Below are 11774 nucleotides of genomic sequence, written 5' to 3'. Positions count from 1 at the left end.
CGTCCTTCGGTCATTGTGTGCGTAGCGGCGGCGTAGTTTACAGATCGTCGTAGTCGCCGTCTTTGTAGCCGACCCGCAGGGTGGCATCGTCGACGGCGAGCAGCGGGCGTTTGAGTAGCGTTGGATACGCTTGTAAAAGCTTACGGGCGCTGTCGTCAACGGTCGGCTGTTCAAAGGCCTGTTGGTCCGTGGCGGAAAGCTCACGCCAGGTTTTGCTGCGTTTATTGACGGCGTCGGTCAGCGCCACGCGCTCGAAAATATACGCCAGCAGTTCATCTGACAGGCCGTCGCGGCGCAGGTCGTGAACGCGGTAGTCCACGCCTTGGGCATCCAGCGCGCGGCGCGCCTTGCGGCAGGTGTCGCAGGTATTGATGGTGTAAATCGTCAGCATGAAGCCTCCGTGAAGCGGGCGTGTATCGAGCGTGAAGCGGGTGTCAAGCAAGCCACGCCGGGCTAGCCGCGCTGGATAAACGCGCGAATGCGCCGTGCGGCCTCAAGGGTCGAGGTCGGCTCGGCCACCAGCGCCAGACGCACGCGGCCAGCACCGGGGTTGTCGCCTGCGTTGTTCGCACGGCCCATCAGGCTGCCGGGCAGTACGCTGACGTGCTGCGCTTCAAACAGGCGCTGGGCGAAAGCCACGTCGTCGCCATCGGGTACCGCCGGCCACAGGTAGAAGCTCGCCTGCGGCGCGGGGAACTCCAGCACCGGTGCCAGCTCGGCGGTCACGGCGGCGAATTTTTCGCGGTAGGCGTCGCGGTTGGCGCGCACGTGGGCTTCGTCGTTCCAGGCGGCGATGGAGGCGTGCTGCAGCGGCAGTGACATGGCGCAGCCATGGTAGGTGCGGTAGCGCTTGAACGGCGCAATCAGCGCGGCGTCGCCAGCGATAAAGCCCGAGCGCAGCCCCGGCAGGTTGGAGCGCTTGGACAGCGAGTGAAACACCACGCAGCGGCGGTAGTCGTTGCGGCCGAGCGCCGCGCAGGCTTCCAGCAGCCCCGGCGGCGGGGCGTTTTCGTCCAGATACAGTTCGGAATAGCATTCGTCGGAGGCGATCACGAAGTCGAATTCGTCAGCCAGCTGAATCAGCTGCTTGAAGTCGGCCAGCGGCGTCACCGCGCCGGTGGGATTGCCCGGCGAGCAGACAAACACAATTTGTACGTCGCGCCAGGTCTCGGCCGGCACGGCGGCAAAGTCGGGGCGAAAATCGGTCTCGGCGGTGCAGTCGAGATACAGCGGCTGCCCGCCGGCGAGCAGCGCCGCGCCCTCGTAGATTTGATAAAACGGGTTGGGCACGGCCACTTTCGCTGGGCGAGTGCGGTCAAGGGTGGCCTGCACAAAGGCAAACAGCGCCTCGCGGGTGCCGTTGACCGGCAGCACCTGACGCTCGGGGTCAAGCTCGGCAAGCCCGAAACGCCGCTGCGCCCAGCCGGCAAGCGTCTCGCGCAGCTCGGGTAGGCCGGCGGTGGCGGGGTAGCGCGCCATCTCGCGCTGATGGGCGACCAGTGCGTCAAGCGCGCCGGCGTAGGGCGCGTGCCGGGGCTCACCGATGGTCAGCGCAATCGGTTCAAGATGGTCCGGCGGCGTCAGGTGAGCCGTTAGCGCCGCGAGCTTTTCAAACGGATACGGATGCAGGGCGTCAAGATCGGGATTCATGATATTTTTCGTTTTAGGGCCGTTTTAGGGCCGTTTTAGGGCCGTTGTGGGATCGTTGGTCAGGGGCAGGCCGCTGATTATAGGCAAGCCCCCGGGTTGGCTCAAATCCACCGTTAAACGCGCGTTTATACGCCCAGTACCTCGATCAGCCGTTCGCGCAGGCTGGCCTGGCGCCCGGGGTCGGTCAGCGGCTCGCCGGCTTTGGTGGTAATGAAGAACACGTCTTCCACGCGTTCGCCCAAGGTCGCGATCTTGGCGGCAGACAGCGCGATGTCCTGCTCCATGAAAATCCGCCCCACCCGGGCCAGCAGGCCGGGGCGGTCGGGCGCGGTCAGCTCCAGCAGGGTGCGCTCGTTGCCGGGATCCTGTTCGATCAGCACGGTGGTGGGCACCTTGAAGTGCTTGAGCTTGCGCGGCGTATGGCGGCTGACGATGCGCGGGTAATCGTCGGGATCATCCAGCTCTTCGACCAGATGGCGGCGCATCTCTTCGATGCGGTCGGCGTCGCGGATCGCCTGATGCTGATTGTCCAGCACGATAAAGGTATTCAGCGTCCAGTCATTGCGCGAGGTGGCGATGCGCGCATCGTGAATCGACAGCCCGAGCTGTTCCATGGCCGCGGCGGTGGCGGCGAACAGGTCGTCGACCGAGCGGGTGTGGATAAACACCTGAGTGCCGCCTTCGGCCATGTCGTCGGTCGGTGCGCTGATCATCACCAGCGGCAGGTGGGGGTCGTGGTGCGCGAGAATGCCTTGGGTCTGCCAGACGATTTCGCTGGGCGCATACTGCAAAAAATAGTCTTCGCCGAGCGAATCCCACAGCGGGTCGATCTGGTCGGCGTTGACGCCGGCGGCCTGCAGCAGCGAGCGCGCCTCGTCGCGGGTTTCGCGCACCCAGTCGTCGCGGTCGGGCGGATTTTGCAGGCCGCGGCGCAGCGCGCGCTTGGTTTCGGCGTGCAGCTGGCGCAGGAGCGTTGCCCGCCAGCCGTTCCACAGCGTGGGGTTGGTGGCGTTGATGTCGGCCACCGTGAGCACGTAGAGGTAGTCCAGACGGGTTTCGTTTTGCACCGTCAGGGCGAAGTCGCGGATCACCTCGGGATCAGTGGTGTCGCGTTTCTGCGCGGTCATCGACATCAGCAGGTGATGCTCGATCAGCCAGCTGGCCAGCTTGGTATCGTGATTGGAAAGCCGGTGGCTGTGGCAAAACTGCTCTACGTCCCGGGCGCCGATGATCGAGTGGTCGCCGCCGCGGCCTTTGCCGACATCGTGAAACAGGCCCACGATCCACAGCACGTCGAGCTTGGGCAGCTTGGGCATCAGCGTGGCGGCAACGGCAAAGTCGTTCCGGGCATCGGGCTTGCGAAAGCCGTGCAGCAGCTTGAGGAGTTTTAGCGTGTGCGCATCCACGGTGTAGATGTGGAACAGGTCGTGCTGCATCAGCCCCACGGCGCGGCCAAACTCGGGCAGGTACTTGCCGAGAATGCCGTAGCGATTCATCCGCCGCAGCTGGCGCGGCACGTTGCCCGGCGAGCGCAAAAGCGCCATGAACAGCCGCTGGTGCAGCGGGTCATCGCGGTAGTGATCGTCGATCTGGTGGCGGTGATCGCGGATCAGGCGGATGGTGTCGGCGCGTACGCCTTCGATCTCGGGATGCTCGGCCATGAGCAGGAAAAGTTCCAGCAGCGCTTCAGGATGCTCCCGGAACAGGCTGCGCGAGCGCGCCTGAATATAGCCGCCCTTGGTTTCAAAGCGTTCGTTGAGTTCAACGGTGGCCAATGACTGCTCGCCGCGCAGGATGACTTCGTCAAAGTGCTGCAAGAGCATGTCGTTCAGGCCGGCCAGCGCGGTTACGTGGCGGTAGTAGCGCTTCATGAACTGTTCGACCGCGAGGCGCTCGGCGGTGTCCTTGAAGCCGAAAAGCTCGGCAATGCTGCGCTGGTGATCAAACAGCAGGCGGTCTTCGGCGCGCCCGGCCAGCATGTGCAGGGCGTAGCGCACCTGCCATAGAAACGCCTGGCCCTGGCTCAGGATGCGCAGCTCGGCGTCGTTCATGAAGCCATTGGCGACGATGTCGGCGTATTTTTCGGTGCCGAAATGGCGCTTGGCGACCCAGCCGATCATCTGGATATCGCGCAGCCCGCCCGGCGAACTCTTGATGTTGGGCTCAAGGTGGTATTCGGAATTGTTGTAGCGCTGGTGGCGGGTGATCTGCTCTTCCCACTTGGCGGCAAAAAACCGGTCGGCCGGCCACAGGCGCGTCTCGTCCAGCCGTTCGCGCATGGACTCCCGCAGCCGCTCGGGGCCGGCGATCAGGCGCGTCTCCAGCAGGTTGGTCATCACCGTGACGTCGGCCGCCGCCTCGCGCTCGCAGTCATTCAGCGAACGCACGCTGTGGCCGATTTCCAGGCCGATGTCCCAGAGAAAGGTGACAAAGGCCATGAGGGGCTCGCGGTAGGGCGTGTCGTCGTCGTGCTCGAGCAGCAGTAACAGGTCGATATCCGAATACGGATGCAGTTCGCCGCGACCAAAGCCGCCCACCGCCAGCAGGGCGACGCCGTCATCCGGCCAGGCGTGCTGCTCCCAGGCAATCGCCAGCAGCCGGTCGAGGTGCCAGGCGCGCCCGCGCACCAAGTCGCGGATATCCGCGCCTGCACGAAAGCGCGCGTCCAGCCGCGCCTGCAGCGTTTCCAGCGCGCCCTTGAACGGCGCGATCGGCGAGCGTGAGCCGGCAAGCTCGGCGCGAAAGGCATCGAGATCCAGCAGCGAGGTGTCCGGCACGTACCGGTAGTGGTGAAGAAGCATCAGCGGGTAAGGAAGCTCAGGTCTTCATCACCGCGCGCGGTCAGCACTTCCACGCCGCTATCGGTGACCAGCAGGGTGTGCTCCCACTGGGCCGAGAGGCTGCGATCCTTGGTCACCGCCGTCCAGCCGTCGCGTAGCACCTTGGTTTTGTAACTGCCCACGTTGATCATCGGCTCGATGGTAAAACACATGCCCGCGGCCAGAGTGATGTCGGCTTCGGGCGCGTAGCCGTCGTAATGCAGAAACTGCGGTTCCTCGTGAAAGCCGGCACCGATGCCGTGGCCGCAAAAATCGCGCACCACCGAGTAGCCGTTGGCTTCGGCGTGCTGCTGGATCACCCGCGCCAGGTCCGACAGGCGTACGCCGGGCTTGATGGCCTCGATGCTTTTATACAGGCACTCCTGGGTCACGCGGCTCAGCCGCTCGCCCTGGATCGTCTCGCCGACGATGAACATCACGCTGGAATCCCCGTGGTAGCCGTCAGCGGTTTTGACGGTGATGTCGAGGTTCATGATGTCGCCTTTTTTGAGCGTCTTGGCGTCATCGGGAATGCCGTGGCAGACCACGTGGTTGATCGATGTGCACGAGGCTTTGGGAAAGCCGTGATAGTTGAGCGGCGCCGGCGTGGAGCCGAGCTCGTCAACAATGTATGCGTGGCACAAGCGGTCGATTTCACCGGTGCTGATGCCCGCCTTGACGTGGGGGGTAATCATCTCGATCACGCTGGCAGCCTGGCGGCCGGCTTCGCGCATCAGGTCAATTTCGGCGGGCGTTTTAATCGGAACGTTCATGGACACTCGATGGCGTTGGAGGTGAAAAAATGACACGAGCCGCAGGCGGTACGGGCACCTTCTGTGTGTAACCTGTGCGGGTAAAAAGCGCCGCGACTTCATCTTGGTAAGGAACTATGGTATAAAGCCGCGCGCTTTCCTGCAATCGTCCGTCGCGTCTGGTGCTAGACCCGCCGAGGGCTTGATGCCCTTGTTGCGCCCTGACCGGTCGCCGCACGGCGTCAGGAAATCGTACCCGTAGCGTGCCATTGGCGGCACGTTGCATTACCAACTGCAAGCCTTGAAAACACACATGCACCGGCACATGGTCCCGGGTGCCTTTGAACGCCACACGGCGTCACTGGTCGGATCCATGGGGTGCGTGGAGGCCTAACCCGAGTTTCAGGAGTTTTACCATGGCACATGTCAATATGCGTGACCTGCTCAAAGCGGGCGCCCACTTCGGCCACCAGACCAAGTACTGGAACCCGAAGATGAGTCAGTACATCTTTGGCGCGCGCAACAAGATTCACATCATCAACCTTGAGCACACGCTGCCGGCGCTGAACGAAGCGATCGACGTGGTTGAGAAAATGTCTGCGGCCAACAACAAGATTCTGTTTGTGGGCACCAAGCGCAGCGCCAGCAAGATTATCAAGGAAGAAGCGAACCGCGTGGGTCAGCCGTTCGTTAACCATCGCTGGCTCGGCGGCATGCTGACCAACTTCAAAACGATCCGCCAGTCGATCAAGCGTCTGCGCGATCTGGAAGCGATGCGTGAAGACGGTACCTTCGAAAAGCTGGTCAAGAAAGAAGTGCTGACGGCCACCCGCGAGCAGGAAAAGCTCGAGCGTTCCATTGGCGGTATCAAGGCCATGGGCGGCCTGCCGGACGCGCTGTTTGTGGTTGACGTTGATCACGAGCGTCTTGCCATCAACGAAGCCAACAAGCTGGGCATTCCGGTTATCGGCGTGGTGGACACCAACTCCAACCCCGACGGCGTTGACTACGTGATCCCGGGTAACGATGACTCCATCCGCGCGATCCAGATCTACGTCAAGGCGATCGCCGATGCCTGCGCCAGCGCCAAAGAAGGCACGCCGGACGAGCTCGTTGAAGCCGCCGACGACGCGCCCGCCGCTGACAACAGCGCTGCTGCTGCCGAGTAAGATGGCGAAGCGGCCTTGCGTGCCGCATTGTCCAAGGGGGCCTGGCCCCCTTTTTTCCCGCTTTTCATCATTCAGCTAGACTTATTCGAGGTGAATTTCCATGGCAGCTATCAGCGCCTCTCAGGTTAAGGAACTGCGCGAGCGTACCGGTCTTGGCATGATGGAGTGTAAAAAAGCACTCACTGAAACCGACGGCGATATCGAAGTCGCGATCGAGAACCTGCGCAAGAACTCCGGCCTAAAAGCCGCGAAGAAAGCCGACCGCACCGCCGCCGAAGGCGCCGTTGTAACCCGCGTTGCCGATGACGGCAGCTACGGCGTTATGGTCGAAATCAATTCCGAAACCGATTTTGTTGCCCGCGATGACAACTTCACCGCGTTTACCAGCACCATCGTTGACGCCTTTTTCGCGGCGAAAAGCGAAGACGTGGCCGCGGTCATGGACGGTGAGCTGGAAACCACCCGCGAGCGGTTGGTGCAGAAAATCGGCGAGAACATCAGCGTACGTCGTGCCGTCGTGATCGATGCCGGCGCAGGCAACACCGTAGGCGAGTACGTACACGGCGGTCGTATCGGCGTGTTGACCGTGCTCAACGGCGGTACTTCTGAAGCGGCCAAAGACGTCGCCATGCACGTCGCGGCGATCAATCCGAGCGTTGCACGTCCGGACGACATGCCGCAGGAAGAGCTGGACCAGGAAAAAGCGATTATTCTGGCCCAGCCGGATATGGCCGGCAAGCCGGAAAACATCGCCGAAAAAATGGTTCAGGGCCGGCTGAAGAAATACCTGGCGGAAAACAGCCTGACCGAGCAGCCGTTCGTCAAGAACCCTGATCAAAGCGTGGCCGAGTACGTCAAGGCCGCCGGCGGTGAAGTCACCAGCTTTACCCGCTTTGAAGTGGGCGAAGGCATTGAAGTCGAAGAAGTCGACTTTGCCAAGGAAGTCATGGAACAGGCTGGCCGTAGCTAAGGTCAGAGGTTTCACTGCGTGGGGCGTGCGCATTGGCGCACGCCTTCGCGTATCCGCTCCCCGCTCGTCGGGAGTTTTTGCCTATCCGCTGTTTAGGTCTGCTGCAGGAGAGATGCCATGCCCACTGAAACGAACGAACCCCAGACGCCCGCTGCCTTGGCAGCCGTAAGTTCGAAGCCGAATGGTTCCAAATCGAACTATAAGCGTATTCTGCTCAAGCTGTCGGGCGAGGCGCTGATGGGAGAGCACGAGTTTGGTATCGATCCCAAAGTGCTTGATCGCATGGCGCTGGAAATCGGCCAGCTGGTAGGTATCGGCGTGCAGGTGGGGCTGGTAATCGGCGGCGGCAACCTGTTTCGCGGCGCCGCGCTCAACGAAGCCGGCATGGACCGCGTCACCGGCGACCATATGGGCATGCTGGCAACGGTCATGAACGCGCTGGCCATGCGCGACGCGCTTGAGCGCTCGAACATCCGCTCGCGGGTGATGTCAGCGATTCAGATGAGCGGCGTGGTCGAACACTACGACCGCCGTTCGGCGATCCGCTACCTGACCTCCGGCGACGTGGTGCTGTTCTCCGCGGGGACCGGCAATCCGTTTTTCACCACTGATTCTGCCGCTTGTCTGCGCGGTATCGAAGTGGACGTTGACGTGGTGATCAAGGCCACCAAGGTGGATGGCGTTTACAACAAGGATCCGGTAAAGCACGCTGACGCGGTGAAGTACGATCAGCTAAGTTACGATGATGCACTGGATCAGAAGCTCGGCGTCATGGATTTGACCGCTATTTGCCTGGTACGTGACCATAATATGCCGGTGCGGGTATTTGACATGAACAAGCCTGGTGCCCTGTTGAACCTGGTGGTCGGGGGCAAGGAAGGCACGCTGATAAACAAAGGCTAAAACGTGAGGGTAACAACGTGATCGAAGATATCCAGAAAGATGCCGGCAACCGCATGCATAAAAGCGTCGATGCGCTGCACACGAACTTCAAAAAAATTCGTACCGGGCGCGCGCACCCCAGCATTCTGGACGCGGTGACCGTTGACTATTACGGCGGTCAGGTGCCGTTGAACCAGGTGGCCTCGGTCAACGTGGAAGACGCGCGTACGCTGTCTATCAGCCCCTGGGAAGGCAGCATGGTGCAAAAGATCGAGAAGGCCATCATGACCTCTGATCTGGGCCTCAACCCGGCCAGTGCCGGCAACGTGATTCGTGTGCCCATGCCGATGCTGACCGAAGAAACGCGCAAGGGCTACATCAAGCAGGCGCGCAGCGAAGCCGAAAACGCCCGGGTAGCCGTGCGCAACGTGCGCCGCGATGCCAACGGTGACTTCAAGTCGCTGCTCAAGGACAAGGAGATCAGCGAGGACGAACAGCGCCAGGGCGAGGAAGGCATCCAGAAGCTGACCGACAAGCACATTGCCGAAATCGACAAGGCACTGTCTTCCAAGGAAGACGACCTGCTGAAAGTATAACGTACGGGACTCCCGACGTTCCCTCACGGAAGGCAGTGCTTTGCGTGAGGCCGCGCGCCGTATTTTATGAATGATCCCGGATCCGAGACGCCATGACGCCACCGCAGCTTCCTGAAACACGGCCGACAAGCGCCGGCGAGCCCTGCGTTGAAGCAGGTACGCCATTGTCGCACTCATCCGCGCAGGGGGCTGCGTGCGTGCCCGCGCACGTTGCCATCATCATGGATGGCAATAACCGCTGGGCCAAAAAGCGTGGGCTCTCCGGCGTTCGCGGCCACCGTGCCGGCGTCGAGTCGGTGCGTGCGGTGATCAAGCGCGCCGCCGAACGCGGCGTGGGCACGCTGAGCCTGTTTGCCTTTTCCAGCGAAAACTGGAAACGGCCGGCGGCAGAGGTCCACGCGCTGATGGAGCTTTTCCTGATGGCGCTCAAACGCGAAGTCAAAAAGCTCCACGAGCGCAACGTGCGCCTGACCATTCTGGGCGATCGCGAGGCGTTTTCGCACGCGATCCAGCAGCACATCCAGCGCGCCGAAACGCTGACCGGGGATAATACCGGGATGCACCTGGTGATCGCCGCCAACTACGGCGGCAAGTGGGATATCGCCTGCGCGGCGCGGCGGCTGGCCGAGCAGGTGGCGGCGGGGGAGCTTACCCCTGCCGAGGTGACCGCCGAGCGGCTGGATCACACCATGGCGCAAAGCCAGGTGCCGCCGGTCGACCTGTGCATTCGCACCAGCGGCGAGCAGCGTCTGTCCAACTTTATGCTTTGGCAGCTGGCCTACGCCGAGCTGTATTTCTCTACGTTGCTATGGCCGGACTTTGGCGCCGAGGCGATGGACGCTGCCCTTGACGATTTCGCCGGGCGCAAGCGTCGCTTCGGCATGACCCACGAGCAGATGATCGAGGCCCAGGGTGCTTAAACAGCGGATTATTACGGCCGCCTGGCTGGCACCGCTGGTGCTGGCCGGGCTGTTTGGCCTTGAAGGCGGCGCTTTTGCGCTGTTTGCCGCCGCCATCGTGCTGCTGGGCGGCTGGGAGTGGACCAATCTGGCGGGCGTGCTCGATTCACGCCGGCGCGGGCTGATCGTCGCCGGCCTGGCCGCGGTCATGCTGGCGCTGTGGCTAACAGGCGCCGCGCAGGCGGTCTGGCCGCTATGGCTGGGTGCGCTGGGCTGGGCGCTTAATCTCTACTGGGTGTCGCGCTACCCCGCGGGCTGCACGCAGTGGGGCTCTACGCCGCGGCGGCTGGGCATGGGGCTTTGCGTGCTGGTGCCTTGCTGGGTCGGCTTTAATGCCCTGCGGGCCAGCGCGCCGGGCGGAGTCTGGCTGCTGTTTGTGCTGCTGCTGGTGTGGGCGGCGGATATCGGCGCGTATTTTGCCGGCCGCGCCTTTGGCCGGCGCAAGCTGGCCCCCGGCGTCAGCCCGGGAAAGTCCTGGGAAGGCGTATTCGGCGGCATGGCCGCCACGGCGCTGCTGTCGCTGGGGTTTGCCGTGTGGCAGTCGCTGGGCCTGCTGGCCACGACACTGCTGTTGGCAGTGACGGTCGGCGTCACCTTGGTATCAGTGCTGGGCGATTTGCTGGAAAGCATGCTCAAGCGCCATCGCCAGGTGAAAGATTCCAGCGCGCTGCTGCCCGGCCACGGCGGCGTCCTTGACCGCATCGACAGCCTGACCGCTGCGGTGCCGGTGTTTGCCCTTTTCTATCTGCAGGTGCTGCCTTTATGACGGACGCCGCCGTTCGCCGCGTAACCGTGCTGGGGTCTACGGGCTCCGTGGGCACCAGTACGCTGGACGTGATTGCTCGCCATCCTGAGCGTTATTGCGTGCATGCGCTGACGGCGCACACCTCCCGCGAGGCGCTGCTGGCGCAGTGCCTGGTGCACCGCCCCGAGGTGGCAGTGCTTGCCACTGAGGCGGATGCCGTCTGGCTACGCCGCGAACTGAAAACGGCGGGCGTGGCCGCGGCCGTTACCGCCGGCGTTGAGGCGCTGTGCGAGGTAGCTCGCGATAGCGCGGTAGATACCGTGATGGCAGCGATTGTGGGCGGCGCGGGGCTGCTGCCGGCAATGGCGGCGGCCAAGGCCGGCAAGCGTGTGCTGCTGGCGAATAAAGAAGCGCTGGTGATGAGTGGCGCGCTGTTCATGGACGCCGTGGCGGCCTCCGGCGCGACGCTGCTGCCGATTGATTCGGAACATAACGCCATCTACCAGTGTCTACCCGCTGAGCACCGCGGCGGACTTTCCTGCCACGGCGTATCACAGCTGCTGCTGACCGCCTCGGGCGGACCGCTGCGTCACCTGAGCGGAGAAGCCCTTGAGCGGGTCACGCCGGATGAAGCCTGCGCGCACCCCAACTGGTCGATGGGGCGCAAGATCTCGGTCGATAGCGCTACGCTGATGAACAAGGGCCTTGAGCTGATCGAGGCCTGCTGGCTGTTTGATGCCACCCCCGAGCAGGTGCAGGTGGTAGTGCACCCGCAAAGTGTTGTTCACTCCATGGTGGCCTATGATGACGGCTCGGTGATTGCGCAAATGGGCAATCCCGATATGCGTACGCCGATTGCCTACGGCCTGGCCTTTCCTGAACGCATCGATGCCGGCGTCAAGCCGCTGGATTTGTTTCAGGTGGCGCAGCTGGATTTTGAGCGCCCCGATGAGGCGCGTTTTCCCTGCCTGCGGCTGGCGCGCGAGGCCATGCTTGCCGGCGGTACGGCGCCTGCCGTGCTCAACGCGGCCAACGAGATTGCCGTTGACGCCTTTCTGGATCAGCGCCTGGGGTTTGCAGCGATTGCCAGGGTGGTGGAAGACGTGCTTGAGAGCGAGCCGGTGGCGCAGGCGGCAAGCCTTGAGGCGATTGTCGACGCCGACCGTCGGGCGCGCGATGCCGCCGCCCGGCGTGTGGTTCACCACGGTGCACCGCGACGTTAACCCGCGCAG

Annotated in this window: 11 protein-coding genes; 7 read left to right on the top strand and 4 right to left on the bottom strand. The window is 63.0% G+C overall.

Going from position 1 to position 11774, the window contains the following annotated elements; genetic code table 11:
- Positions 1-37: 37 nt before the first annotated feature.
- The 4 genes from B5495_RS06410 to map form a co-directional block, all read right to left on the bottom strand.
- Positions 38-391 carry a Spx/MgsR family RNA polymerase-binding regulatory protein gene (locus B5495_RS06410; RefSeq protein WP_079552286.1) on the bottom strand — a complete coding sequence of 118 codons (354 nt, stop codon included), beginning with the start codon at positions 389-391 and terminating at the stop codon, positions 38-40.
- A 62-nt stretch (positions 392-453) separates the two neighbouring features.
- Positions 454-1650, bottom strand: coding sequence for a succinyldiaminopimelate transaminase (gene dapC, locus B5495_RS06405; RefSeq protein WP_079552284.1), 1197 nt, complete (start codon positions 1648-1650; stop codon positions 454-456).
- Positions 1651-1775: 125 nt separating this feature from the next.
- Positions 1776-4451, bottom strand: a complete 2676-nt coding sequence (locus tag B5495_RS06400; RefSeq protein WP_079552282.1) for a [protein-PII] uridylyltransferase — start codon at positions 4449-4451, stop codon at positions 1776-1778.
- Positions 4451-5242 carry a type I methionyl aminopeptidase gene (gene map / locus B5495_RS06395; protein ID WP_079552280.1) on the bottom strand — a complete coding sequence of 264 codons (792 nt, stop codon included), beginning with the start codon at positions 5240-5242 and terminating at the stop codon, positions 4451-4453. The genes B5495_RS06400 and map overlap by 1 nt, the downstream gene beginning before the upstream one ends.
- A gap of 395 nt (positions 5243-5637) precedes the next feature.
- Here map and rpsB point away from each other — a divergent pair, with 395 nt between their 5' ends.
- The 7 genes from rpsB to ispC all read left to right on the top strand — a co-directional run bounded on the left by rpsB (position 5638) and on the right by ispC (position 11765).
- Positions 5638-6390, top strand: coding sequence for a 30S ribosomal protein S2 (gene rpsB / locus B5495_RS06390; RefSeq protein ID WP_079552279.1), 753 nt, complete (start codon positions 5638-5640; stop codon positions 6388-6390).
- Positions 6391-6490: 100 nt separating this feature from the next.
- Positions 6491-7360 (top strand): translation elongation factor Ts, encoded by an 870-nt coding sequence (tsf, locus tag B5495_RS06385; RefSeq protein ID WP_079552277.1) that lies wholly within the window; start codon positions 6491-6493, stop codon positions 7358-7360.
- 117 nt (positions 7361-7477) lie between these two features.
- On the top strand, positions 7478-8263 hold the full coding sequence (pyrH, locus tag B5495_RS06380) for a UMP kinase (RefSeq protein WP_079552275.1): 786 nt from the start codon (positions 7478-7480) through the stop codon (positions 8261-8263).
- Between the two features lie 17 nt (positions 8264-8280).
- Positions 8281-8838, top strand: a complete 558-nt coding sequence (gene frr / locus B5495_RS06375) for a ribosome recycling factor (RefSeq protein WP_079552273.1) — start codon at positions 8281-8283, stop codon at positions 8836-8838.
- Between the two features lie 92 nt (positions 8839-8930).
- Positions 8931-9758, top strand: coding sequence for a polyprenyl diphosphate synthase (uppS, locus tag B5495_RS06370; RefSeq protein WP_079552271.1), 828 nt, complete (start codon positions 8931-8933; stop codon positions 9756-9758).
- A complete protein-coding gene (locus B5495_RS06365) occupies positions 9751-10563 on the top strand; it encodes a phosphatidate cytidylyltransferase (RefSeq protein ID WP_079552269.1) in 813 nt (270 codons plus the stop codon). Before uppS ends, B5495_RS06365 begins: the two co-directional genes overlap by 8 nt.
- Complete coding sequence (gene ispC / locus B5495_RS06360; RefSeq protein ID WP_079552267.1) at positions 10560-11765, top strand: 1-deoxy-D-xylulose-5-phosphate reductoisomerase; 1206 nt, start codon at positions 10560-10562, stop codon at positions 11763-11765. The genes B5495_RS06365 and ispC overlap by 4 nt, the downstream gene beginning before the upstream one ends.
- Positions 11766-11774: the final 9 nt, after the last annotated feature.

The organism is Vreelandella subglaciescola (assembly GCF_900142895.1).
Lineage (GTDB): Bacteria > Pseudomonadota > Gammaproteobacteria > Pseudomonadales > Halomonadaceae > Vreelandella > Vreelandella subglaciescola.
Note: the sequence above shows the minus strand (reverse complement) of the source record. Positions and strands in the feature narration are given on the sequence as shown.